This window comes from Achromobacter colocynthidis (assembly GCF_057334535.1).
Map to the genome: position 1 here is coordinate 30344 of NZ_JBHFIZ010000031.1, position 24989 is coordinate 55332.

Below are 24989 nucleotides of genomic sequence, written 5' to 3' on the forward strand. Positions count from 1 at the left end.
CCCCCCCCCCCCCCCCGGTCCCGCCTGAAAAGAACGCAAACGCAGCGCTGTGATCAGAGCTGCTCTTCGTTGATCAGGTCTTCCTTGCCGTAGAACTTCACGCCGATGTGGATGCGGTCGCGCCCTTGCGCGCGGCGGTGGCGGTTGGTGTCGCGCAGCGAATACACGCAGCCGCAATATTCCTGCTGGTAGAAGTTCTCGCGCTTGCTGATCTCGATCATGCGGGCCGAACCGCCGCCTTTGCGCCAGTTGTAGGTCCAGTAGATCAGGTCATCGTAGCGGGCCGCCGCGCGTTCGCCGCAGCCGTTGATCTGGTTCATGTCTTTCCAGCGCGAGATGCCTAGGGAGCTGGTGATGGTGTCAAAACCGTGTTCGTGCGCGTACAGCGCGGTGCGCTCAAAGCGCATGTCAAAGCAGGCGGTGCAGCGCTCGCCGCGTTCGGGGGCGTCTTCCATGCCCTTGACGCGGTCGAACCAGTTGTCCATGTCGTAGTCGGCGTCGATGAACTCGATGCCGTGCTGTTCGGCGAAGCGGATGTTTTCCTGCTTGCGGATCTCGTACTCTTTGACCGGATGGATGTTCGGGTTGTAGAAGTAGATCGCGTAGTCGATGCCGGAAGCCGTCATGGCTTCCATGACCTCGCCGGAACAGGGCGCGCAGCACGAGTGCATCAGCACTTTGCTGCGGCCGGCGGGAAGATCAAGCTTGGGGCGGACGAGTTCGGACATGGCTGGCGTGCGGGCAAAAAGGCGGAAAACTCCTTATTTTACCGCGAGTTGGGGGCCGCCGGGCCGGGGGGCCAAGCGCTGCCCCTAGCTCTGCTCCGTAGCGCCGCTTCCCAGCACCGCTTCCCAGAGTTCACGCACCGCCGCGCGTTCGGTCACCAGTTGTTCCGGTCCCACCCGTGCTTTTTCCACGCCCTGCATGCGCATCTCGTGCTGCACGCGGCGCAAGGTGCGGTAGGCGTCGGCGGCGCGCGCGGCCAGCTCAGGGGCGATCAGGCCGGCTTCGCCCGCCAGCCGCAGCAAGGTGATGTTGCCCAGGTTTTTCACGAACACGGGGTGCGTCGCCGCGTAGCACAGCACCAGGTACTGCGTCACGAATTCCACGTCGACCATGCCGCCACGGTCATGCTTCAGATCAAACTGCTGACTGGTGTTGGGATGGCCGGCGTTGATTTTTTAGCGCATCGCCAGCACCTCGTTCCGCAACGCGGCGGGGTCGCGGGGCTGCACCAGAATCGCTTCGCGGATCTGCTCGAAGCGGGCTCCCACCTGGGCATCGCCCGCGGCGTGGCGGGCGCGTGTCAGCGCCTGATGCTCCCAGGCCCAGGCGTGCTTGTGCTGATATTGCTCGAAGGCCTCGACGGAAACGGCCAGCAGGCCGGCGTCGCCGTCCGGCCGCAGGCGCAGATCCACTTCGTACAGCCGGCCCGACGAAGTCATCGTGGACAGCCAGGACGTCATGCGTCGACCGAGCTTGGCGTAGACCTCGGCGGCATCTTCACGCGGATCGTCGAACAGGAACACCAGGTCCAGATCGGACGCATAGCCCAGTTCCTTGCCGCCCAGCTTGCCGTAGGCGATGACGGCGAAGCGCGGCGGGGCGCCCTCCACCTTGTTCACCAGCGGCCAGGCGCGGTGAATGGTCTCGGTCAGCAGCAGGTCTGCAAGCGCCGACAACTGGTCCGCCAGCTTTTCCACCGTGAGCTCGCCTTCCAGATCCTGCGCCAGCAGTTGGAAGCTGGCCTGCCGCTGCACGTCGCGCATCAGGTTCATCTGCCGCTCGACGTCGGGGGCGCCATCAGGCAGGCGGCAAGCGTCCAGGTCGGCGCTGAGTTGGCGCGCGATCTGGGCGAAGTCCAGCGGTTCGAACAGCGTGCGCCAGTCGATCAGGCTGTCCAGCAGCAGCGGATGCTGCGTCAGGTACTGGGCGGCCCAGGGGCTGGCCGCCACCATCCGCGCCACGCGCGCCAGCGTGTCCGGATACTCGGCCAGCAGCGCCAGATAGGCGCTGCGCTGGACAATTTTTTCGATCAGATCAAACAGGCGCACGGCGGCATTCAGCGGTGCCGATGTCTGCCGAGCCGCGCGCAAGGCGGCCGGCAGCAGGGCTTCCATGCGGCGGCGGCTGCTCTCGGGCAGGCTGCGTACCCGATGGCTGCCCAGCAGCGTTTCGGTACGTCGCAGCAGGTCCTGGGCCTCGTCGCCAAAGGCCTGCCGGATCTGCTCGGCAAGTTCGCACTCGCTGCCCGACTCATCGGTGTCGTTGGCCGCCTCGGCGGACGTGCCGGTGTCTTCCGCGTCGCCCATGCCGACCATGCGGAAGACGTTGCGGAAGGTCTGCGACACGAACTTGCGGTGCGCGGCCAGCGTACTTTCAAAGTCGTCCGGGCTCATGCCCAGCGCGGCGGCCAGTGCGGCGCGCTGCACTGGCTCGCCCGGCAGCAGGTGGGTTTGCTCGTCTTCGCGATACTGCAAGGCATGTTCGGTGCGGCGCAGGTAGCGGTAGGCCTCTTCGAGACGGCGCGCGTCTTCCTCGGGCACCAGCCCCGCCAGGCGCTCGGCATGCAAGGCTTCCAGCAGGCCACGCTTTTGCAGGGCGGGCATGCGGCCGCCTCGGATCAGTTGGGCAAGCTGCACCACGAATTCGATTTCGCGGATGCCGCCGTCGCCCAGCTTGATGTTGTTTGCGCTGTCGATGCCGTTGCGCGCCATGGCACGGCGCTGCCAGTCCTGACGGATGCGTTCGCGCAGCGCGCGCAAGGCGGCCAGCGCATCGAAGTCGAAATATTTTCGATAGACGAACGGTACGCGCAGGCTTTCCAGTTGGCGGGCTTGCGCGCTGCTGTCGCTGCCTTCAAACGCTTGCGCGGGCATCAGGCGGGCCTTCAGCCAGGCATAGCGTTCCCATTCGCGGCCCTGGCCGATCAGGTAGTGTTCAAGCGCGTCCAGGCTCCAGGCGAGCGGGCCGGCGTCACCGTCGGGGCGCAGCCGCAGGTCGGTGCGGAATACCTGGCCATTGGCGTCCACTTCCGAAATCACCGGCATCATGCGCCGCGTCAGCCGGCCGTAGAACTCGTGATGGCTGATGCGGCGCGGGCCATCCGTTTCGCCTTCTTCGCCATACAGCATGATGAGGTCAATGTCGGAAGACACGTTCAGCTCGCAGCCGCCCAGCTTGCCCATGCCGACGATCAGCATTTCCTGCGGCTTGCCGGTGGCGGGGTCGCGCGGCACGCCGTGTACCGCGGCCAGTTCGGCGGCCACGCTGCGGTAGGCTTGCGCCACCGCGATGTCGGCCAACGTGGTCATTGCGCCGACCACTTCTTCAAGGTCGGCCTGGCCGGACAGGTCGCGCACGATCAGTACGCTGAACACGCGTTCGCGCAATTTGCGCAGCACCATCCGGCAGGTGTCCAGCGGCAGGGTGGACGGCGCGTCGGGCCCGGCCAGTTCAGATTGCCATTGGGCCATCCTGGCGGCGGTGACGGGCTGCTGCACGGCATCCGCCAGCCACGCGGCCAGATCGGGATGGGCGTCCAGGCGGCGGCGCAAGTGACCGGACCAGGCAAGAGCGGGGGCAAGCAAAGAGGGTGTTGACATGGCGTTGGGGCGGCAGACGGATGGGCGCGTTTCAGGTATAAGTGGGGACGATACCGCAAGACATATTCTCCTGCCCACCGATCCGTGTCTGTTTCAAAAAAAGCCCCCACGCCGCGCGCGCGACGCGTGTTCCGCTGCCTATTCTGGGCCGTGTTGATCGTTTATTGCGTGGCGGCCGCGGGGTTTTTGGGCGTGCGCTACTGGGTGCTGCCTCGTGTGGGCGAATGGCGTCCTCAAATTGAAGCGTACGCCAGCGAGGCCATGGGCGCCCGGGTCACCATCGGTGGCATCCAGGCAAACTGGCAAGGCCTGAACCCCCGCCTGGATCTCACCGCTGTCCAGGTCGTCGGCCACGACGATGCAACGCCCGTGCTTTCCCTGCCTTCCGTTTCCGCCGTGCTGGCCTGGCGCAGCGTGCTGACGCTATCGCCAAGGCTGGTGCGCTTGCAGGTCGAAAAGCCTGAGCTGACCCTGCGTCGCGATGCCGCGAACCACCTGTGGGTCGCGGGGCAGAATATTGACCTGAACGCCAGCGACCATCAATCCGATCTTGATCACCCGGCCTTGCGATGGTTGGTGCGGCAGCGCGAACTGCTGATCAAAGACGCAACGATCATCTGGCAAGACGACCTGCGCCGTGCCCCCCCGCTGCCGCTGACCGGTGTTGATTTTCTGATGCGCAACGGCAGCTTGTCGCACCGCTTTGTGTTGCGGGCCTCGGCCGGCGAGGCGCTGGCTCGCAATGTGGAATTGCGCGGGGAATTCAACCGCAGCCTGTTCGCCGCCAATGCCGCCAACCCCGCAAACTGGAGCGGCCAGCTCTATACGGAACTGGACGATGTCGAGCCCCAGTCCTGGGCGCCTTGGGTCCAGGCGCCTGTGATTGCGGGACGGATGGCCGGCCGGGCGTGGCTGCAACTGGATCGCGGCAAGTTCACCGTGCTGACGGCTGATGTTGCCGTGCGAGGCGTGGACTGGGCGGCGTCCAAGGACGGCCCGGCGGTGCAAGGTGCGTCGGCGCAATTTCGCGTGCAGGGTTTGCCGGGTGACTTTGTTCAGATAGCTGGGGTGCCGCTGGCGCGCAGCCCTGGCGCTGCCGACTTGTCGATCAAGGGGGCGGTGCAGCACCTGCGTGTATCGCTGCCTGGCGTGTTCCAGGAACCAACCCTGGCAGCGCGCGAACTGTCCCTGGATGCGCAGGTGAAGGGGCCGGACGCGGATCATTGGTTTGTAGACGTTGCGCAAGCGCATGTTGTGAACGATGACCTGGACGTGCGCGTGCAGGGCCAATGGAAGCCGGAAGGCAAGACCTCGGCGGGTAGCGTCGACATGCGCGGCACGATGGTGCGCGGCGCGATGTCGGCCATCCATCGTTATCTGCCGCTTGAGGTGAATGCGGATGCGCGCGAATGGCTGGCGGTGGGGTTGCCGGCGGGCGAAATGCGTTCGGCCGCTGTCACGCTCAAGGGCGACCTGGATGATTTCCCTTATGCCGCGCCGGATGCGGCCGGTGAATTCGTCATTGCCGGCGACTATGCGGGCGCCAAGGTCGACTACGCCCCGGCAGGGCCGAATCACAAAGGGTGGCCCGTACTGGAGAACCTGTCGGGCAATTTCCGCATCGACAAGGTCAGCCTGACGCTGGACAGCGCCGGTGGGGCGACCGTGCGTACCGGGCCGGGGCAGACGGTCAATCTAGGCGCGGTGAAGGCCACGATTCCGAACATGGATGATGGCTCTGAACTGCTGCTGGACGGCGAAACGTCCGGCCCCGTTTCGGCCTATCTTGCCTTGGCGGCCAATTCGCCGTTGGGCGGGCTGTTGGACGGCGCCCTGGATGAGGCGCATGGCACGGGCGATTGGCGCGTGCCGCTAAAGCTGAAAGTGCCGCTGTTGAACACTGACGATACCGAAGTACAGGGTCACATCCTGTTTACGGACAACAGCTTCACGTTCATGCCTGAAATGCCGGTGCTCAAGGGCCTGCATGGCGACCTTGAGTTCTCGGAAAAAGGCGTGCGCACCAAGGAGATCCGTGGGCAGTTCCTGGGCGGGCCGGTCAAGATCTTCGGCACCTTGGCGCAAAATTCGGATGTCCTGCAGTTCGAAGGCGCGCTGACGGGCGCGGGCCTGTCGCAACTGAGCAATGCGCCGTCCCTGTCGCGGTTTTCCGGCAAGACGGACTACAAGGGCCGGTTGGGTTACCAGAAGGGCGGGTCGGTCGATATTTCGATGGAATCCAACTTGGCGGGCATGGCGATCGACATGCCGGCACCGGTGGGCAAGCCCGCCTCATCCTCGCGGCTGTTGAAGCTGCAATGGGGCGCAGCCGAGGATCGCGGCGTGAAAGGCCGGCGCTGGCTGACGGCCAGTCTGGGCGAAGACGTAAACGCCCTGTTCGAGCGGGACGCCAGCGGTGGCGCCACCTACTTTGCGCGTGGGGCGTTGGGCATCGGCCGTCCGGCCAGCCTGCCGGATCGGGGGCTTAGCCTGAACGCCAGCCTGCCTGAGCTGGACATGGACGCCTGGGAAACGGTGGTGGACGGCTTCGATGCGCCACCGGGCAAGGGCGGGGCCAGGAAGGCCGCGACCAAGCCGGTTTTCCCGCAGCCCGAGCGCATCAGCCTGGCCACCGGCTCCTTGCGTGCAAGCGGCTACACCCTGAACGACCTGACGCTGTATGCGATGCGGCCGGGTCCGTCGCAATGGCGTGTGGACATCCAATCGCGTCAGGCTACGGGGTCACTGGAATGGCAGGAGGCGTCGGGCGCGATCGCGGGCCAGATTACTGCCCGGATGAAGCACCTGTCGTTTGGGGGCGAGGGCGACACCAACGAGGCGGACAAGGCCCTGGCCTCTGGCAATGATCTATCGGACATTCCCGCCATCGACCTGCAGGCCAAGGAATTTCTTCTGTACGGCAAGAATGTGGGCGAGCTTCAGGTGGTGGGAACGAACCAGGAGCGCGGCCGGCAATGGCGGCTGGATAAGCTGACCATCACCAACGACGCGGCCACCCTGAACGCCACGGGCAACTGGCGCCTGGAAGGGCCGGATCGCGGCCTGAGCGTGGACGCGAACGCCAACTTCGTCGACATTGGCAAGTTCATGACGCGAATCGGCTTCGAAGGGGTGGTGTCCGGGGGCTCGGGTACGGCCCAGGGCAAGGCCACTTGGCGCAACCTGCCATGGACCCACAATATTGCGGACGTCGGTGGTGAGGTCACCGTCAGTCTCGACAAGGGCCGCTTCATGCACGTGAATTCCCGTACGGCGCGCCTGCTGGAGCTGCTGTCCTTGCAATCACTGCAACGGCTGGCGCGGCTGGACGTCAACCCGACCAACCTGCTGCGCGACGGCTTTCCGTTCGACACCATTCGCGGCCACGTGAAGATGGCGGATGGAAATGTGTCCACCGAGGGCTACAAGATCAACGGGCCGGTGGCGACTATCGTCCTGGCGGGCGGGGTCAACCTGATCCGCGAACGCTGGGATTTGAAGGCTGTGGTGATCCCGAACCTGGACGCCAGCGGCGCGGCCATGGTGACGGCGCTGGCGGTGAATCCGCTGATCGGCCTGGGCGCATTCGTCACGCAATGGTTGTTGAAGCAGCCGTTGGCGCGTGCCATGACCATGGAATATTCGGTGACGGGCAACTGGGACGATCCGCAGATCGAGCCGATCGAGGCTTCGGGCAAGGAAGTGGGCGCTGGCCCGGGCACCGACGCAGGCAAAGAGCCACCCAAACATACGCCGCGCCCCGCCAACGCGCCGGCTCGCAGCCGCATACCGGAATTCATCGAGCACTGATGCCCTGTTCTGGGCCGCCAACTATCGGCCTCAACCCAAGAAAAAACCGCCCGAGGGCGGTTTATTTTTGACGCGTAGCCAGCTTACTTCTTCTTCATCATGTCGAAGAATTCGGCATTGGTCTTGGTGGCGCGCATCTTGTCCAGGATGAACTCCATGGATTGCACTTCGTCCATGTCGTGGATGAACTTGCGCAGCACCCAGACCTTTTGCAGCAGGTCCGGCGCAATCAGCAGTTCTTCGCGACGGGTGCCCGACTTGTTCAGGTTGATGGACGGGTAGACGCGTTTTTCAGCCAGGCGACGTTCAAGGTGGACTTCGGAGTTGCCCGTGCCCTTGAATTCTTCGTAGATGACTTCATCCATGCGGCTGCCGGTTTCGATCAGCGCCGTACCCAGGATGGTCAGCGAACCACCTTCTTCCAGGTTACGGGCCGCGCCGAAGAAGCGCTTGGGGCGTTGCAGGGCGTTGGCGTCCACACCGCCGGTCAGCACCTTGCCGGAAGCCGGCACCACGGTGTTGTAGGCGCGGGCCAGACGGGTGATCGAGTCCAGCAGGATCACGACGTCTTTCTTCATTTCGACCAGGCGCTTGGCCTTTTCGATGACCATTTCAGCCACTTGCACGTGGCGGGTGGCGGGTTCGTCGAAGGTCGACGCCACCACTTCACCGCGCACCGTGCGCTGCATTTCGGTCACTTCTTCCGGGCGCTCGTCCACCAGCAGGACAATCATGACGGCGTCGGGGTAGTTAGTGGTGATGGCATGCGCAATGTGCTGCATCATCACCGTCTTGCCGGACTTGGGGCTGGCGACGATCAAGCCGCGCTGGCCCATGCCGATGGGGGCGAACACATCCAGGATGCGGCCCGTCAGGTTCTCTTCGCTCTTGATGTCGCGTTCCAGACGCATCGTCCGGTTCGGGTGCAGCGGCGTCAGGTTTTCGAACATGATGCGATGCTTGATCGCTTCGGGCGCCACGCCGTTGACCTTGTCCACCTTGACCAGCGCAAAGTAGCGTTCGCCATCTTTCGGCGTGCGCACTTCACCTTCGATGGAATCGCCGGTGTGCAGGTTGAAACGGCGGATCTGCGAGGGCGAGATATAGATGTCGTCCGTGCTGGCCAGATACGAGGTCTCGGGCGAGCGCAGGAAACCGAAGCCGTCCGGCAGGACTTCCAGTACGCCGTCGCCAAAGATCTGCTCGCCTTGCTTGGCGCGCCGTTTCATGATGGCGAACATCAGCTCCTGCTTGCGCAGGCGGTTGGCGTTCTCGATTTCCAGGCCAGCGGCCATTTCGAGCAGCTGCGAGACATGCAGCGCCTTCAGTTCATTGAGGTGCATCGCGGTGAATGTGGGGGAAAAGTAAAGGAGGGTTCTGGCGGCGCGCCACGGACGGGCTCGCGCGGTATTGAAATGAGCGCCGCCTCCGGGGCGGCGCCTTTCACAGCACGCAGTTTACAACGCGCCGTCCAGGAATGCGGTGAGTTGCGACTTCGACAGCGCGCCAACTTTGGTGGCGGCGGCTTGGCCGTCTTTAAAGAGCATAAGGGTGGGAATGCCGCGGATGCCGTACTTGGTGGCGGTGCCCTGGTTTTCGTCCACGTTCAGCTTCGCGATCGTCAGGCGACCTGCGTACTCGGTGGCGACTTCTTCCAGGATCGGGGCAATCATCTTGCAGGGGCCACACCAGGCAGCCCAGTAGTCCACCAGCACCGGCTGGCCGGATTTCAACACATCGGCATCGAAGCTTGCGTCACTGACGTTCTTGATTTGGTCGCTCATGATGGTGATTCTCGGTTCGGCAGCAAAAGGCGCGTAAAAAGGGACGCGCCTTGCCGTTGTTCTTGTATGTGGAATGGATTAAAGCATACCACTGTCGATAACAACAGGCACACCACTGTTAATAACAACAGGGTTTGCTGGTTTTGTGTAGGATGTTGCGGCGCAGTCGTTGTGATCCGGGCCGTGAAGCCCTGACGCGCTGGCTGTGACTGTCATCATCCTACCGAATCCGGAGCTGGTCAGGTCGTGCGCAACCCACCGGGAGCCGCGCGGAATCTAGGCTTATCCGTAAAATGTCGGTTTTTTTCCACAGATGTTGGGGATAACTTGGCCACTCCACGTTACACCGAGGCGTCCATTCGCGTCCTGAAGGGGCTGGAGCCCGTGCGGCAACGCCCGGGCATGTACACCCGCACCGAAAACCCCCTGCACGTTGTGCAGGAGGTCATTGATAACGCCGCAGACGAGGCCTTGGCCGGCTACGGCAAACAGATCCAGGTCACGCTGCACATTGATGGCAGCGTGTCCGTCGAGGATGACGGCCGGGGTATTCCCGTCGGCCTGCATCCGGAAGAAGGCGCGCCCGTCGTCGAACTGGTCTTCACCCGCCTGCACGCGGGCGGCAAGTTCGACAAGGCGGGCGGCGGCGCCTATGCGTTCTCGGGCGGCCTGCACGGGGTGGGCGTTTCCGTCACCAATGCGCTGGCGACCCGGCTTGAAGTCGTGGTCTGGCGCGACGGCGCGGTCAACCGCCTGGTGTTCAAGGGCGGCGACGTTGCCGAACCCTTGGCCCCGTACGACCAGGGCGGCCGCAAGAAGTCCGGCACCCGCGTGCGCGTCTGGCCCGACGCCAAATACTTCGACAGCCCCAACATTCCGTTGGGCGAACTGACGCACCTCTTGCGCAGCAAGGCCGTGCTGCTGCCTGGCGTGAAGGTCACGCTGGTCAATGAAAAAAGCGGCGATACCAAGACCTGGCAATACGAGGACGGCCTGCGCGGTTACCTGGCCGAGGCGCTGACCGGCGCTGAACTCATGGTGCCGTTCTTCGAAGGCCAGCAGTACGCCGGGGCCGACCACGAGAACTTCGCCGAAGGCGAGGGGGCTCAGTGGGTGGTGGCCTGGACCGAAGACGGCAACGCCGTGCGCGAGTCCTACGTAAACCTGATCCCCACGCCGGCCGGCGGCACGCATGAATCTGGCCTGCGCGAAGGCCTGTTCGGCGCCGTGAAGGGCTTTGCCGAACTGCACAGCCTGTTGCCCAAGGGCGTGAAGCTGCTGCCCGAAGACGTGTTCGCCCGCGCCAGTTTCGTCTTGTCCGCCAAAGTGCTGGACCCGCAGTTCCAGGGCCAGATCAAGGAACGCTTGAACAGCCGCGACGCCGTGCGCCTGGTGGGCGGTTTTTCCAAGAGCGCGCTGGATCTCTGGCTGCACAGCAACGTTGAATACGGCAAGAAGCTGGCTGAGCTGGCCATCCGCCAGGCGCAGGCGCGCCAGCGCTCGGCCCAGAAGGTTGAAAAGCGCAAGAGTTCCGGCGTGGCGGTCTTGCCGGGCAAGCTGACTGACTGCGAATCCAGCGACGCCAGCCGCACCGAAGTGTTCCTGGGCGAGGGCGACTCTGCCGGCGGCTCCGCCAAGATGGGGCGCGACAAGGAATTCCAGGCCATCCTGCCGCTGCGCGGCAAGGTGCTGAATTCCTGGGAAGTGGATCGTGACCGGCTCTTTGCCAACAACGAAATCCACGACATCTCGGTGGCCATCGGCGTGGACCCCCACGGCCCGAACGACACACCCGACCTGTCCGGCCTGCGCTACGGCCGCATCTGCATCCTTTCTGACGCTGACGTCGACGGCTCGCACATCCAGGTCTTGCTGCTGACCCTGTTCTACAAGCACTTTCCCAAGTTGGTCGAAGCCGGCAACGTGTATGTGGCCAAGCCGCCGCTGTTCCGTCTGGATGTGCCCGCACAGGGCAAGCGTCCGGCCAGGAAGATCTATTGCCTGGATGACGGCGAACTTGAAGCCGCGCAGGACAAGCTGCGCAAGGAAGGCGTGCGCGAAGGCGCCTGGGCGGTCAGCCGCTTCAAGGGCCTGGGCGAAATGAATCCGGAACAGCTCTGGGAAACCACCATGAATCCGGACACGCGCCGCCTGCTGCCCGTGGGCTACGGGGATCAGACCCCGGAAGACACCACCCGCATGTTCGACATGCTGATGGGCAAGGGTGAGTCTTCACAGCGCCGCGCCTGGATCGAGGAAAAAGGCAACCTGGCCGAGCTGGATATCTGATGACGTCCACTGTGCCCGACCCCGCCTCCGACTCCGCCCGCATGACCGTCGACATGACGGCCGACGACTACGCCGAATTCGCCGCCTATGTGTACCGGCGCCCCGAACTGCGGAGCCGTCGGTACCGGTCGCACCTGCGCTTTGGTGTCCTGATGATCGTGGCGCTCTTCGCCTACCTGGTCTGGCAGACCTGGGACGGCAAGGGGCCCAATTGGTCACAGATGCTGCCCGTGTATTTCGAGGGGCTGGCGGTGGGCCTGGGCATTCTGGTGCTGTTGGCGCTGGCCTATGAGTTCGCGCTGCCGCCGCTGGTCCGGATGAACACGCGCCGCATGCTGAACAAGCAGCCCGACGACTTGTTCCTGGGCCGGCATCAGCTCGACTTCGGACCCGAGGGCATTCTGGATACCACCGCCCGCGCCTCCGGGCGCATGGAATGGTCGGATATCCGGCGTGTCGAGGAAACCCCGCAGCACCTGTACGTCATTCTGGGCACCTTGCAGGGCGTGATCATTCCCAAGCGCGGCCAGGACGCCGCCACGCTGGCCGCGGTGCGCGCGCAATTGCGCACGCATGTCGCCGACACCCAGCTTGCTCCGTCCGCGTGAAGGCGCATTGACGCCGTTTCGATGAAATTGTCTACCTGAATACAACATGACCGACAGCAATCAACCCGGCCTGTTCGACCCCACCCCGCCCGATGGCGATGGCGATGCCAATGCCGCCATCACGCTGGCGCGCTACGCGGAACAGGCCTATCTGGACTACGCGGTCTCCGTCGTGCGCGGCCGCGCCTTGCCCGACGTGGGCGACGGGCAAAAGCCCGTGCAACGCCGCATCCTGTTCGCCATGCAGGCGATGGGGCTGGCCGCCGGCGCCAAGCCGGTGAAGTCCGCGCGCGTCGTGGGCGACGTGCTGGGCAAGTACCACCCGCACGGCGACCAGGCCGCCTATGACGCCATGGTCCGCATGGCGCAGGACTTTTCGCTGCGCTATCCGCTGATCGATGGCCAGGGAAACTTCGGTTCGCGCGACGGCGATAACGCCGCCGCCATGCGATACACCGAAGCGCGCCTGACGCCCATCGCCAAGCTGCTGCTGGATGAGCTGGACGAAGGCACGGTCGATTTCGTGCCCAACTACGACGGCAGCCAGGAAGAGCCGCAGATGCTGCCCGCGCGCTTGCCGGTGATGCTGCTGAACGGCGCGTCCGGCATCGCGGTCGGCATGGCCACCGAGATTCCGTCGCACAACCTGCGTGAAGTGGCGCAGGCCTGCGTGGCGCTGATCAAGCAGCCGCAACTGCCGGACGCCGAGCTGCACGCCATGATTCCCGGGCCGGACTTTGCCGGCGGTGGTCAGATCATCACGCCCGCGGCCGACATCGCGCAAATCTATGGCGGTGGCCGTGGCTCGCTGAAGGTGCGCGCGCGCTGGACGTTCGAAGAAATGGCGCGCGGCCAATGGCAACTGGTGATCACCGAGCTGCCGCCGGGCACGTCGGGCCAGAAGGTGCTGGAAGAGATCGAGGAAATCACCAATCCGAAGATCAAGTCGGGCAAGAAGAGCCTGACGCCCGAGCAGACCCAGGCCAAGGCGGTAATGCTGAACCTGCTGGACGCCGTGCGCGACGAATCCGGCAAGGATGCGGCCGTGCGCCTGGTGTTTGAACCGAAGACTTCGCGCGTGGACCGTGACGAATTCGTCAACACGCTGCTGGCCCAGACCAGCATGGAAAGCAGCGCGTCGATCAACCTGGTGTGCATCGGCACCGATGGCCGTCCGCGCCAGAAGGGCCTGCGCGACATCCTGGTTGAATGGGTGGCGTTCCGCACCAACACGGTCGTGCGCCGCACGCGCTTCCGCCTGGACAAGGTCACTGACCGCATCCACGTGCTGGAAGGCCGTATGCTGGTCTACCTGAACGTGGACGAAGTCATCCAGACCATCCGCGAATCCGACGAGCCGCGCGCTGCGCTGATGGAACGCTTCAAGCTGTCCGAGCGCCAGGCGGAAGACATCCTGGAAATGCGCTTGCGCCAGTTGGCCCGTCTTGAAGGCTTCAAGATCGAGCAGGAACTGGCCGACAAGCGCAAGGATCAGATTTCGCTGCAAGAACTGCTGGACAATCCGACGACGCTCAAGCGCCTGTTGATCAAGGAAATCGAGGCCGACGCCAAGCAATACGGCGACGACCGCCGCACCCTGATCGAAACGGCCGAACGCGCCGTGCTGGAAACCAAGGTGCTGGACGAACCGGTCACCGTGATCGTCTCGCAAAAGGGCTGGCTGCGCGCCCGCCAGGGCCATGGCCACGACGCCGCGCAATTCACCTTCAAGCAGGGCGATGACCTGTACGGCGCCTTCGAATGCCGCACCACCGACACGCTGATCGCCATGGGCGACAACGGCCGGGTGTATTCGGTGCCGGTCGGCGGGCTGCCGTCCGCGCGGGGAGACGGCCAGCCGGTCACGACCATGATCGATCTGGAATCGGGCACGCGCATCGTGCATACCATCGCTGCATCGCCGGATTCCCGCTGGCTGCTGGCCACGCGGGGCGGCTACGGCTTTGCGGCCAAGCTGTCCGACATGGTCAGCCGCCAACGGGCGGGCAAACAGTTCATCACGCTGGAAGCCGGCGATGAAATGCTGCGCCCGGTGCCGCTGTTCGTGGGCGCCACGCAACTGGCCTTGCTGTCGGCCAAGGGCAAGTTCCTGGTGTTCGGCCTGGATGAATGCAAGTCCTTGTCCGGGGGCGGCCGCGGCACCATCCTGATGGGCCTGGATGCGTCCGACAAGCTGGATCAAACGGTGCCGATCGGCGCACGCGGCCTGCGCGCAACAGGCATCTATCGCAACAAGCTCACCGAGGACATCCTGGCGGGCGACGCCTTGGCGCCCTATGTGGGCAAGCGCGCGCGCAAGGGCCGTCAACTGGATGTGCGCCCCAAGCAGCCGGTGCTGTCGCCGGTACTGGGGTAGGGCAGGCGCGGGGGCGCGGCGATGCCTCGCCCCTCTAGCCAACGGGCTTCCACGTCATGCACACATTCACTTACCCAGGGCTCGCGCAAACCTCATCCGGGCGCCTGGCGCATGTGGACGCGCTGCGCGGCTTTGCGCTCTTTGGCATCCTGATCGTGAACATCGGCGTTTTCTCGTCGCCGTTCTATGGCGCGGGCGTTGCCGATCCCGTCTATTCGCGTCCGGTGGATCTGGGCGTGCGCTGGCTTATCGCGTGGCTCTTCGAGACCAAGTTCTACCTGCTGTTCTCGTTCCTGTTCGGCTACAGCTTCACCTTGCAGATGGCGGCGGCCGAGCGCGGCCAAGCCGCCTTTGCGCCGCGATTCCTGCGTCGCCTGGCCGGGCTGGCTGTGTTGGGGGCCGCACACGCCGTGTTGTTCTACCAGGGTGACATTCTGGTGACCTATGCGCTGCTGGGGCTGGGCTTGCTGGGATGCCGGTCCATGGCGCCGCAGCGCGCATTGTGCGTGGCGTTGTGGCTGATCGTGCTGACGGCGTCGGTGTGGGCGCTGCTGGGTTGGCTCAGCTTCCTGGACCCCGTGCAACCGGGCTATCTGGCGCAATACAAGGCGCAGGCGCTGGCGGCCATCGAGGCCTATCGCGGCGACATCGGCTCCACCGTCGCGCAGCACATCCATGAATTGACCACCAGCGTCTGGTTCATGGTCTTGTTCGTGCAAGGCCCGTTTGTCTTTGCGATGTTCCTGGTCGGCTACGCACTGGGTCGGCGCAATGCGTTGGCGGACCCCTGGGCGCGGCCGGGCGTGTTGTGGCTGCTGTGTGCGCTGGGCTTGCTACCCGGCCTGGCCGGATCGGCGGCGTACGCCACGTCGTCTCTGCCATTTGCCGGCGCGGCCTGGGAATTGCCCGGGCTGGCCGCCGACCTCTTGACGGCGCCGTTGCTCAGCATGTCGTATGCGGCTCTCTTCTTGCTGGCGTGGCGCACGCGAGTGATTGGGCGCGCGTTGCGGTGGCTGGCGCCCGCCGGGCGGATGGCGCTAAGCAACTACCTGATGCAATCCGTCGTCTGCGCCTTTCTGTTTACCGGCTGGGGCCTGCGTCTCTTCGCATCGGTCTCGCCCCTGGCGACCGTCGGCATCGCGGTGGCGATTTTCGCGGCGCAGTTGCCATGGTCCGCATGGTGGTTGCGGCACCATGCCTACGGCCCGGTGGAATGGTTGCTGCGCGCGCTCACCATCGGGGCCTTGCCGCCCTGGCGCCGACGCTGCCGCATCCACAGGCCCGCCAGCAACAGCAAGGCCGGCAGGTAGACCCAGTAATCCGACCAGCGCCGTGGGTTCGGCGCTTTCACTTCGACGACGTCCCAGCCTTGCTCCCAGCCGGAACGTTGCGCGCGGCTGCCAAACCGCACCCCGCCAATTTGGGTTTGGTCACCCAGGCTCATCAGCGTTACTCCGGCTTCCGCCAGACGGCGGCGGCCGGCGTCGGGGGCGTCAGCGCCTGTCTGCAGGGAAGGCAAGGCCACGGCAACGGTTTTGGTCAGTTCATCGCCTTCCAGATTGATGCCGCGTAGTACCACGGTCAGGCGGCCGTTGTCGGGCATGGCGGCGGCAATCGTCTGCATGTCGGCGGCTGGGCGGCTTTCGTACTGCGGCGCGAAGTGGTCCATGAACCAGTCGGGGCGAAACAGCATGAAGGTGGCCAGCAACAGCACGCCCACCTCGGCCCAGGTGCAGCGCGTGCGGAACCACCGCATGGTGGCCGCCGCGAACGTCAGCGACGCCAAGGTGGCGCCCGCCACCACCAGCGCCAGTTCCCACCCGTAGTTGACGTCGATCAGCAGTAGGGCGGGATTGAACACGAACATGAACGGCAGGATGGCGGTGCGCGCGGCATAGGTCACGCCCTGGATGCCGGTCTTGATGGGGTCTTCGCCGGAGATCGCCGCGGCGGCGAAGGTCGCCAAGCCCACGGGCGGGGTGATGTCGGCCATGATGCCGTAATAGAACACGAACATATGCACGGCAATCAGCGGGATCACCAGGCCGCTTTGCGCGCCCAATTCCACCACGACGGGCGCCATCAGCGTCGCCATCAGGATGTAGTTGGCCGTGGTGGGCATGCCCAACCCCAGCACCAGGCAGACCAGCGCGGTGAAGATCAGCATCAACAGCACGTTGCCCATCGACACCAGTTCCACGAAGGCGGTCATGCGCAGGCCCAGGCCGGTCAAGGTGATGGCGCCGACAATCAGGCCGGCCGTGCCGCAGGCGATGGCGATGCCGATCATGTTGCGCGCGCCGTCTTGCAGGCCGCCGATGGCGTCGTGCCAGCCATGCCGCCAAGCCGGGGCGGCATCCTGTTTGCGGAACCAGGCAATCAGCGGCCGTTGCGTGACCATCTGGAACAGCATGGCCATGGCTGCCCAAAAGGCCGATAGCCCGGCGGATAGTTCTTCCACGCTCAGGCACCACACAAGAATGCCGATAGGAATCAGGAAATACAGCCCGGCGCGCACCGTCGGCCAGGGCTGCGGGCGCACAGGGTGGTTGACGTCAATGTCTTGCGGCAGGTCGGGGTGGGCGGCGGCGATGCGCAGCAGCCACACGTACAGGGCCGCCAGCAAGGTCAGCAGCACCCAGATGGCGGCCGCGCCCGCCACGGCCTGTACGCCGGTGCCGATCCAATAGGCCGCGCCCATCACCAGCAGCGTGCCGCTGATGCCCATGCCCCATCCCGCCAGCTTTTGCAGCGGCGTGCGCGACGGGCCTGCCGCCATCATGGGTTGGATGCCCAGCTTCAGCGCTTCCAGATGGACGATGTAGAACAGCGCAATGTACGAAATCGACGCCGGCAGAAGGGCGTGGCGGATGATGTCGGTGTAGGGAATGCCCACGTATTCGATCATCAGGAACGCCGCCGCGCCCATCACGGGCGGCATGATCTGGCCGTTGACCGAAGACGCCGTTTCAATCGCGCCCGCCCGCACGCCGCCGTAGCCCGCCTTCTTCATGAGGGGAATGGTGAAGATGCCACCCGTGACCACATTGGCCACCGACGACGCGGACACCAGCCCGTTGACGGCCGAGGACACCACGGCCACTTTGGCCGGCCCGCCGCGCAGGTGGCCCAGCAGCGCGAACGAAACCTGCATCATGTAGTTGCCCGCGCCGCACTTGTCCAGCAACGAGCCCAGCAGCACGAAGATGAAGATGTAGGACACGGATACGCCCAGCGCCACGCCATACACGCCTTCAGTGGTCAGCCACATGTGCGACATCAGGCGTTCCAGCGAGGCGCCTCGGTGCGCCAGCACGTCGGGCAGCCAGGGGCCGGCCAGCGCGTAGGCCACGAATACCAGGCCCAGCACGGTCATGGGCAGGCCAAGTGCGCGGCGCGTCACTTCCAGCAGCAGCGCCAGGCCCACGACGGCGGTGCCCACGTCCATGGGCGTGGGTTGACCGGGGCGGCCCGCCAGTTCGTTATAGAAAACATAGAGATAGCTGCCGCAAAAACCGGCCGCCAATGCCAGCAACCAGTCAAACCAGGGCATGCGGTCGCGCGGCGAGCGCTTGCTGGCCGGGTAGGCCAGATACCCCAGGAACATGGCGACGCCCAGGTGCAGGGCGCGCGCCTCGGTGTCGTTGAAGATGCCCCAGTTGAACGAGAAAGGCAGCGGCGATGCGTACCAGAGCTGGAAGAACGACCAGGCCAGCGCGCCCGCGGCCAGCGTGGCGCCGGCGATGCCGCCCGCGTTGCGGCCGCCTCGATCGACATCAGCGACAAGCTGTTCCAGGTCCGGGGCCGACGTATGCGGCGCTTTTGTCATGAATTTCCCCTACGTGTCATGGCGCGCGCCGTCTGGGCGGCGCGCGCTGATTCCTGGCGTGCGGCAACCGCGCGCCGGCAAGGCTTTGAAGCAGGCGCTTTTTAAAGCAGGCCTTTTTCCTTGAAGTACTTTTCAGCGCCCGGATGCAAGGGCGCCGACAAGCCGTTCTTCACCATGTCGGCGGGCTTCAGGTTGGCGAATGCCGGATGCAGTTTCTTGAAGTCGTCGAAGTTGTCGAACACCGCCTTGACCACGGTGTAGACGGTGGCATCCGGCACGTCGGCCGACGTGACGAACGTGGCGGTCACGCCGTACGTCTTGGTCTCGTTGGGGTTGTTCGGATACAGGCCGGCCGGAATGGTGGCGTAGGCGTAGTAGGGGTACTTTTTGACCAGCGCGGCCACGGCCGGGCCGGTCAGCGACACCAGCTTGGCGCCGCAACTGGTGGTGGGGTCCTGGATGTTGGCCGACGGGTGGCCCACGCCGTAGAAGAAGCCGTCGATCTTGCCGTCGCAGACCGCTGAGCCGTGCTCGTCCGGGCGCAATTCCGACGCCAGCGCAAAGTCCTTCATTGTCCAGCCCATCGTGGCCAGCAGTTCTTCCATCGACGAGCGCGTGCCCGAACCCGGGTTGCCGACGTTGAAGCGCTTGCCCTTCAGGTCTTCAAAGGTCTTGATATTCGCGTCCTTGCGCGTCACGACCGTGAACGGTTCGGGGTGGATCGAAAATACCGAGCGCAGCTTGGTGAACGGGCCCGCTTGCTTGAATTGCCCTTCGCCGTTGTAGGCGTTGAAGCCGACGTCGGACTGCACAACGCCCAGGTCAAGTTCGCCGGCCTTGATGGTGTTGGCGTTGAAGACCGATCCCCCAGTGGATTCAACCGAACAACGGATGCCATGCGTCGCCCGGTCCTTGTTCACCAGGCGGCAGATGGCGCCGCCCGCGGCGTAGTAGACGCCCGTGACGCCTCCCGTGCCGATACTGACGAACTTCTGTTGGGCGGCGGCGGGTGCCGGCGCCGTGGACAGCAAAGCCGTGGCCAGGCCCGCCGCGGCGAGCGTCCAGGCGTTGCGATGGCCCAATGGGTGTTTGACGGACGTGGTCATGCAAACTCCTTATGGGGTTTTTCCCCGTGAATTACCGGTCTTGGCCGGCGGTTAATGTGCCCCGCGTGCTTGTCCAATGGCGGCGTCAATGGCGCCAGCCAGGCGTTGCGTCAATTGGTCCAGTTCGTCGTCGGAAATAATGAAGGGCGGCGCAAGCAGCACGTGATCGCCGTGGCGGCCATCAATGGTGCCGCCCATCGGGTAGACCATCAGCCCCTGCGCCATGGCTTCGCGCTTGATGCGCGCATGCAGCGTCAAGGCCGGGTCGAACGTCTGCTTGGTGGCCCGGTCCTGCACCAGCTCGATGCCCATGAACAGCCCGCGTCCGCGGATATCGCCCACATGCGGGTGCGCGCCAAATGTCTGCTCCAACCGCTGCCGCAAGCCCGCGCCTTGCTCGCGCACGCGCTCCAGCAGCTTGTCGCGGCGGATCACGTCCTGCACGGCAAGCGAGGCGGCGCAGGCAATGGCGTGGCCCAGGTAGGTGTGGCCGTGCTGAAAAAAGCCGCTGCCTTGCTGCATGGCGTCCACGATGCGCCGCTGCGCCATCACCGCGCCGATGGGCTGATAGCCGCCGCCCAAGCCTTTGGCGATGGTGATCAGGTCGGGCACGATGCCTTCCTGCTCTACCGCGTAGAGCGTGCCGGTGCGCCCCATGCCGCACATCACTTCGTCGGCGATCAGCAGCACCCCATGGCGGTCGCAGACTTCGCGGATACGCCGGAAGTAACCCGGAACCGCCGTGACGGCGCCGGACGTCGCACCCACCACCGGCTCGGCCACGAAGGCCATCACGGTGTCCGGCCCCAGCCTTTCAAAGGTCTGCTCCAGTTCAAGCGCCAGGCGCTCGCCATATTGTTCAGCGCTTTCACCAGCTTGCTGATCGCGATAGGCATAGCAAGGCGAAACGTGTTCGACGTCGATCAGCAGAGGCGCGAATTGCGCGCGACGCCAGGCGTTGCCGCCCACCGCCAGCGCGCCCAGCGTGTTGCCGTGGTAGCTCTGGCGGCGCGCCACGATATGACGGCGCTGCGGTTGGCCGATTTCAACAAAGTACTGGCGGGCCATTTTCAAGGCGGCCTCGACGGCTTCGGATCCGCCCGACACAAAGTACGCATGCGAGATGCCTTCCGGCGCATCGGCCACCAGGCGCTCGGCCAGGCGTTCGGCAACCTCGGTCGTGAAGAAGCTGGTGTGGGCATAGGCCAGCGCGTCGATCTGGGCGTGCATGGCGGCCTGGACGTCCGGGTGGTTATGCCCCAGGCAGGACACGGCCGCGCCGCCCGAGCCGTCAAGATAGGCGCGGCCGGCGCTGTCGTGGACCCATACGCCCTGGCCGCGTACGGCCACGGGCGGGGTCTGGCGTAGGGAACGATGCATGACGTGTGTCTGGCTCATGGGTATTCCGTGATGCGTAAGAGGGCGTTAGGGGAAAACAGCAGGGTCAGCCCGGCCGCCGCGAGGCGGGGGCGGTCCAGTAAACGTTGTCGGCGCGCAGGCGCTCTTCGACTTCCGTCAGGCGGTTCAGCACGTCGGCGCCGCCACGGGCGGTCAGGCGGGCAATCAGATGTTCGGCCAGGCCCAACAGGCCGGCGGTGGTATGGAAGAACGAGCCGGGGCCCTGGCGCGCGGGCTGGGCTCGGACGCCGTCGCGATCGGGAGGCGCGAATCGCAGTGTGTGGCGGGCGTCAACCGCCAACGGCGACAGCGGGTCGTCGGTTAGCGCAATCAGCGCGACGCCGCGCTGCGCCGCCTGGCGTGCCAAGTGCACGGTGGCGGTCGGGTAGGGGGCTTGGGAAATGACAATCAGCGCGTCGCCGGCGTCCAGGTTGTCAGCCTGCTCGGCGGGGGCTCCGCCCAGGCCGTCTATCAGCACACTGTTGCGGCGCACCAGTTGGTAGGCGTAGCGCATCTGGAACGCAATGCCAAACGCCGAGCGGGTCCCCAGAAAGCCGACCTGGCGTGCGTTCAGCAAGGTCTGTACTGCTGCATCAAATTCCGCTGCTGGGTTCAGCGCGCACACCGAGCGCATGGCTTGGATCTGGTAGTCGGTCAGCACGTCGTGGCCGGGGGCGGCGGGGTCGCCGGCGGCGGCCTGCAAGGCGGCAGCGCGGTCGCGCAGCCCGGGCTCGCCTGGATGACCGGCAAGAGCCTGTTGAAAAGGCTGACGAAATGCTTCATAGCTGGCATAGCCCAGCGCCCGCGCCAGCCGCAACATGGGGGCGGGCGCCACGCCCAGCGCTTGCGCCTGCCGGCGCATGGACCACAGCCCAACCTCTGCGGGATGCGCCACCACCCAATGTGCCGCGCGTTGCAGCTCCGGGGGCAGGTCGTCCAGCTTTTCTTGCAGGGTCGGTATCAGGTGGGAAGGCAGGGGCATGGGGGCATCGCCAAACAAAAAACAAATGATATATCTGAATATTTCTATAAAACATATGTTTTTTATTGGGACTTTCCACTAGGGTCGGGATGCGGCGCCAAGCCCTTGATGCGACGGCATTAAGTCCAGTAATTCTGCTGCCATCTTCTGCAATTTCGTGTTCATTTATTTACATCGTGCGGGGGGTTTTTGTTTGACGCGAATAGATCGGGCGCATATCATTCGTGTAGAAATGAATTTGACCGAACCCTTTTCTTCCATGACCCACCCCGTGAACACTGATTCCACCCAGCAGTACGATCTGCGCATTTTGCGAGCCCTGCGCCGTATTACGCGATCGATCGCACTGCACTCGCGTCAGTTGTCCGCGGTCAGCCATATCACTGCGCCGCAGTTGATGTGCTTGCGTACGGTGATGGCCAATGGCCCGATGACGGCCACGGCCATCAGCCGCGAAATGCATGTCAGCCCCAGCACGGTGGTCGGCATCCTGGACCGCCTGGAAGACAAGGGTTTGATCCGCCGTGAACGCGGCCGCGAAGATCGCCGCATCGTTTTCGTTACTGCCACGGACGCCGGGCGCGAGCTGGCCCAAGGCGCGCCGTCGCCGCTGCAAAAGCACCTGGCCGACGCGCTCAATGCGTTGCCCGAGCTTGAACAGGCCACCATCACGCTATCGCTGGAACGCATCGTGGCGCTGATGGAGCAGGAAGGCCAGGCAGTCGCAGCGGAACCGCACGGCGATGTATCGTCGCCCATCCTTGAAGTGCCCACGGGCGGGGCACCCCCAGAATCGGGAATCGTTGCATGAAGAAAAACGAACTGGATACCCCCCATCTCTCAAGTGCCGTGGCGCCGGCGGTTCGCGCGCAGACCCATACGATGCGTCTGCCCAACCGCAAAGACGGCGCCGCCATTCACCACCTCATTTCCGAGTGCCCGCCGCTCGACCTGAATTCCCTCTACGCCTACTTGCTCCTTGGTGAGCATTTCAGCGACACCTGCGTCCTTGCCGAAAGTGCCGGCGGACGTATCGACGGTTTTATCTCCGCTTACGCGATCCCGACCCGACCCGACGTGTTGTTCGTCTGGCAGGTTGCGGTGCACGCCCGCGCACGCGGCCATCGCTTGGGCCGCGCCATGCTTCGCGAACTCCTGCAACGCAAGGGGCTCGAGCATGTTCGATATCTTGAAACCACGGTGGGGCCTGACAACCAGGCATCGCGCCGCAGCTTTACCGGCCTGGCCGGCGAGCTTGGCGCCCACGTTTCCGAACAGCCGTTCTTCGACCGGCAATTGTTTGGCGGCGCGGACCATGACGACGAGATGTTGTTGAGGATAGGCCCGTTCGCATTGCCCGCCCCGTAGGGCGAGCAACCCCAGCGGACTTATCGAAATACCGGGATGGCAGTGCCTATCCGAATGCGTTCAACGCATCCGGAGGGATCGTGCCGTCTATTCAACTTATTAGATGAAAAGGGAGGATTACTCATGGACTTGAAGATCTTTGACCGGATGGAATCAGAGGTGCGGGGCTACATTCGGTCGTTCCCCGTGATATTCAGCCAGGCCAGAGGCTCGACGCTGATCGATGAGGAAGGCACCGAGTACATCGACTTTTTCAGCGGCGCCGGCACGCTGAACTATGGCCACAACAATCCTGTTCTCAAGGAAAAGCTGCTGGAATATGTGCAGGCGGACGGCGTCGTCCACGGCCTGGACATGGCGACCAGCGCGAAGAAGCGTTTCCTTGAGACGGTGGATCGCGTGCTGCTCAAGCCGCGCAACTGGCAATACACGCTGCAATTCACCGGCCCCACCGGCACCAATGCCGTGGAAGCCGCGCTGAAGATCGCGCGCCAGGTCAAGGGCCGTTCCAATGTGATTTCGTTCACGCACGGTTTTCATGGCGTCAGCGGCGGTTCGCTGGCCGTGACCGCCAACATGAAGTTCCGCGAAGCCTCGGGCTATGCGCTGGGCAACACCACGTTCATGCCCTATGACGGCTACTTCGGTCCGGATGTGGACACGATGGCCTACCTGGAGCGCATGCTGGAAGATCCCAGCAGCGGCATGGACAAGCCGGCCGCCGTCATCGTGGAAACGGTGCAGGGCGAAGGTGGCGTCAACGTCGCGACCCTGCGCTGGTTGAAAGAGCTGGAAAAGCTGTGCAAGCGTCATGACATGCTGCTGATCGTGGACGACATCCAGGTCGGCTGCGGCCGCACCGGCACGTTCTTCAGCTTCGAGGCCGCCGGCATCCGTCCGGACATCATCACGCTGTCGAAGTCGCTGTCCGGCTTTGGCCTGCCGATGTCGCTGGTGCTGATGAAGCCCGAGCTGGATATCTGGAAGCCGGGCGCCCACAGCGGTACGTTCCGGGGCAACAACCTGGCGTTCGTCACGGCCACGCAGGCGCTGGAAACCTATTGGGCCAACACCGCCTTCACCGCCGACATCCAGCGCAAAGAGCGCCTGGTGCGCGACTGGCTGGAAAACCTGGTCCACAGCTATCCCAACGCCGGCCTGTCGGTGCGTGGTCGCGGCCTGATCCAGGGCCTGGTGTGCAACACCACGCCCGCGCTGGCCAATCGCATTGCGCAGCAGGCATTCAAGAAGGGCGTCGTCATCGAGACCTCGGGCGCGCATGACGAAGTGCTCAAGCTGCTGCCGGCGCTGACGATCGAGGAAGAACTGTTGAGCAAGGGCCTGGACGTCATCGAGGCCAGCGTGGCTGAAGCGCTGAGCGAAGAAGGGCAGTCTGCCCGCATTCTGAAATTTGGAGGAAAACGTCAATGATCGTACGCAATGTCAAAGATGTCATCGGCACCGCCGACGAAGTCCGCACCGATACCTGGGTCAGCCGCCGCGTGCTGCTGAAGAAGGACGGCATGGGCTTTTCCTTCCACGAGACCACCATTTTTCCGGGCGGCCGCACGCACATCCACTACAAGAACCATCTTGAAGCGGTGTGGTGCATTGAAGGCGACGGCTCCATCGAAACCATTGCCGACGGCAAGAAGTACGACCTGGGCCCCGGCGTGGTCTACGCCCTGAACGAGAACGACGAGCACTGGCTGTGCGGCGGCAAGGAGCCGCTGCGCGTCATCTGCGTCTTCAACCCGCCGCTGACCGGCCAGGAAGTGCACGATAAAGAAGGCGTCTACGCCTTGCCTGAAGCCGAAGCCAAAGCGGCTTGAT

The 24989-nt window shown here is 64.5% G+C and carries 16 protein-coding genes and 1 pseudogene; 9 read left to right on the plus strand and 8 right to left on the minus strand.

The annotated features are described in order from the left end of the window. Window positions 1-53: 53 nt before the first annotated feature. On the minus strand, window positions 54-728 hold the full coding sequence (locus tag ACE04A_RS13820) for an epoxyqueuosine reductase QueH (RefSeq protein ID WP_006218530.1): 675 nt from the start codon (window positions 726-728) through the stop codon (window positions 54-56). An 84-nt stretch (window positions 729-812) separates the two neighbouring features. Then, window positions 813-3605 (minus strand): annotated as a pseudogene (gene glnE, locus ACE04A_RS13825) (bifunctional [glutamate--ammonia ligase]-adenylyl-L-tyrosine phosphorylase/[glutamate--ammonia-ligase] adenylyltransferase). 126 nt (window positions 3606-3731) lie between these two features. On the opposite strand from glnE, the gene ACE04A_RS13830 reads away from it, so the two are divergent. After that, window positions 3732-7415, plus strand: coding sequence for a YhdP family protein (locus ACE04A_RS13830; RefSeq protein WP_448717920.1), 3684 nt, complete (start codon window positions 3732-3734; stop codon window positions 7413-7415). Window positions 7416-7498: 83 nt separating this feature from the next. On the opposite strand, the gene rho is transcribed toward ACE04A_RS13830, so the two are convergent. Further along, entirely contained in the window at window positions 7499-8758 is a 1260-nt protein-coding gene (gene rho, locus ACE04A_RS13835; RefSeq protein ID WP_006218533.1) for a transcription termination factor Rho, read from the minus strand. A gap of 114 nt (window positions 8759-8872) precedes the next feature. Next, the gene (trxA, locus tag ACE04A_RS13840; RefSeq protein WP_006218534.1) at window positions 8873-9199 is read right to left on the minus strand and encodes a thioredoxin TrxA; all 327 of its coding nucleotides are present in this window, start codon (window positions 9197-9199) and stop codon (window positions 8873-8875) included. 327 nt (window positions 9200-9526) lie between these two features. Between trxA and ACE04A_RS13845 the strand changes: the two genes are divergently transcribed. From ACE04A_RS13845 to ACE04A_RS13860, 4 genes are read left to right on the plus strand one after another with little or no spacing between them, the layout of a single operon-like run. Beyond that, a complete protein-coding gene (locus ACE04A_RS13845; RefSeq protein ID WP_485820221.1) occupies window positions 9527-11488 on the plus strand; it encodes a DNA topoisomerase IV subunit B in 1962 nt (653 codons plus the stop codon). Beyond that, entirely contained in the window at window positions 11488-12096 is a 609-nt protein-coding gene (locus ACE04A_RS13850) for a YcxB family protein (protein ID WP_259253180.1), read from the plus strand. The genes ACE04A_RS13845 and ACE04A_RS13850 overlap by 1 nt, the downstream gene beginning before the upstream one ends. 46 nt (window positions 12097-12142) lie before the next feature. After that, on the plus strand, window positions 12143-14473 hold the full coding sequence (gene parC / locus ACE04A_RS13855) for a DNA topoisomerase IV subunit A (RefSeq protein ID WP_279996841.1): 2331 nt from the start codon (window positions 12143-12145) through the stop codon (window positions 14471-14473). Between the two features lie 56 nt (window positions 14474-14529). Next, window positions 14530-15783 carry a DUF418 domain-containing protein gene (locus ACE04A_RS13860; protein ID WP_448717921.1) on the plus strand — a complete coding sequence of 418 codons (1254 nt, stop codon included), beginning with the start codon at window positions 14530-14532 and terminating at the stop codon, window positions 15781-15783. Here the strand turns inward: ACE04A_RS13860 and ACE04A_RS13865 are convergent. The 4 genes from ACE04A_RS13865 to ACE04A_RS13880 all read right to left on the minus strand — a co-directional run bounded on the left by ACE04A_RS13865 (window position 15672) and on the right by ACE04A_RS13880 (window position 21788). After that, the gene (locus ACE04A_RS13865; protein WP_448717922.1) at window positions 15672-18302 is read right to left on the minus strand and encodes a TRAP transporter permease; all 2631 of its coding nucleotides are present in this window, start codon (window positions 18300-18302) and stop codon (window positions 15672-15674) included. The genes ACE04A_RS13860 and ACE04A_RS13865 overlap by 112 nt on opposite strands. 101 nt (window positions 18303-18403) lie before the next feature. Beyond that, a complete protein-coding gene (locus ACE04A_RS13870) occupies window positions 18404-19408 on the minus strand; it encodes a TAXI family TRAP transporter solute-binding subunit (protein WP_485820222.1) in 1005 nt (334 codons plus the stop codon). A gap of 51 nt (window positions 19409-19459) precedes the next feature. Next, the gene (locus ACE04A_RS13875; protein WP_100855054.1) at window positions 19460-20806 is read right to left on the minus strand and encodes an aspartate aminotransferase family protein; all 1347 of its coding nucleotides are present in this window, start codon (window positions 20804-20806) and stop codon (window positions 19460-19462) included. Between the two features lie 46 nt (window positions 20807-20852). Further along, window positions 20853-21788: a MurR/RpiR family transcriptional regulator gene (locus tag ACE04A_RS13880; protein WP_485820223.1), complete on the minus strand. Its 936-nt coding sequence runs from the start codon at window positions 21786-21788 to the stop codon at window positions 20853-20855. Window positions 21789-22059: 271 nt separating this feature from the next. Here ACE04A_RS13880 and ACE04A_RS13885 point away from each other — a divergent pair, with 271 nt between their 5' ends. The 4 genes from ACE04A_RS13885 to ACE04A_RS13900 all read left to right on the plus strand — a co-directional run bounded on the left by ACE04A_RS13885 (window position 22060) and on the right by ACE04A_RS13900 (window position 24988). Continuing rightward, window positions 22060-22599 (plus strand): MarR family winged helix-turn-helix transcriptional regulator, encoded by a 540-nt coding sequence (locus ACE04A_RS13885; RefSeq protein ID WP_404976465.1) that lies wholly within the window; start codon window positions 22060-22062, stop codon window positions 22597-22599. After that, window positions 22596-23156 carry a diaminobutyrate acetyltransferase gene (gene ectA, locus ACE04A_RS13890; protein ID WP_448717926.1) on the plus strand — a complete coding sequence of 187 codons (561 nt, stop codon included), beginning with the start codon at window positions 22596-22598 and terminating at the stop codon, window positions 23154-23156. The genes ACE04A_RS13885 and ectA overlap by 4 nt, the downstream gene beginning before the upstream one ends. Window positions 23157-23279: 123 nt before the next feature. Further along, complete coding sequence (gene ectB, locus ACE04A_RS13895) at window positions 23280-24587, plus strand: diaminobutyrate--2-oxoglutarate transaminase (RefSeq protein ID WP_050449091.1); 1308 nt, start codon at window positions 23280-23282, stop codon at window positions 24585-24587. Further along, a complete protein-coding gene (locus ACE04A_RS13900; protein ID WP_054427419.1) occupies window positions 24584-24988 on the plus strand; it encodes an ectoine synthase in 405 nt (134 codons plus the stop codon). The genes ectB and ACE04A_RS13900 overlap by 4 nt, the downstream gene beginning before the upstream one ends. The last annotated feature ends 1 nt before the right edge of the window (window position 24989 follow it).

What these genes read in the sequence shown, in the direction of transcription:
- ACE04A_RS13820 (WP_006218530.1), bottom strand. Translation starts at nt 728, where the DNA reads ATGTCCGAACTCGTCCGCCCCAAGCTTGATCTTCCCGCCGGCCGCAGC.
- rho (WP_006218533.1), bottom strand. Translation starts at nt 8,758, where the DNA reads ATGCACCTCAATGAACTGAAGGCGCTGCATGTCTCGCAGCTGCTCGAA.
- trxA (WP_006218534.1), bottom strand. Translation starts at nt 9,199, where the DNA reads ATGAGCGACCAAATCAAGAACGTCAGTGACGCAAGCTTCGATGCCGAT.
- ACE04A_RS13850 (WP_259253180.1), top strand. Translation starts at nt 11,488, where the DNA reads ATGACGTCCACTGTGCCCGACCCCGCCTCCGACTCCGCCCGCATGACC.
- parC (WP_279996841.1), top strand. Translation starts at nt 12,143, where the DNA reads ATGACCGACAGCAATCAACCCGGCCTGTTCGACCCCACCCCGCCCGAT.
- ACE04A_RS13860 (WP_448717921.1), top strand. Translation starts at nt 14,530, where the DNA reads ATGCACACATTCACTTACCCAGGGCTCGCGCAAACCTCATCCGGGCGC.
- ACE04A_RS13865 (WP_448717922.1), bottom strand. Translation starts at nt 18,302, where the DNA reads ATGACAAAAGCGCCGCATACGTCGGCCCCGGACCTGGAACAGCTTGTC.
- ACE04A_RS13870 (WP_485820222.1), bottom strand. Translation starts at nt 19,408, where the DNA reads ATGACCACGTCCGTCAAACACCCATTGGGCCATCGCAACGCCTGGACG.
- ACE04A_RS13875 (WP_100855054.1), bottom strand. Translation starts at nt 20,806, where the DNA reads ATGAGCCAGACACACGTCATGCATCGTTCCCTACGCCAGACCCCGCCC.
- ACE04A_RS13880 (WP_485820223.1), bottom strand. Translation starts at nt 21,788, where the DNA reads ATGCCCCTGCCTTCCCACCTGATACCGACCCTGCAAGAAAAGCTGGAC.
- ectA (WP_448717926.1), top strand. Translation starts at nt 22,596, where the DNA reads ATGAAGAAAAACGAACTGGATACCCCCCATCTCTCAAGTGCCGTGGCG.
- ectB (WP_050449091.1), top strand. Translation starts at nt 23,280, where the DNA reads ATGGACTTGAAGATCTTTGACCGGATGGAATCAGAGGTGCGGGGCTAC.
- ACE04A_RS13900 (WP_054427419.1), top strand. Translation starts at nt 24,584, where the DNA reads ATGATCGTACGCAATGTCAAAGATGTCATCGGCACCGCCGACGAAGTC.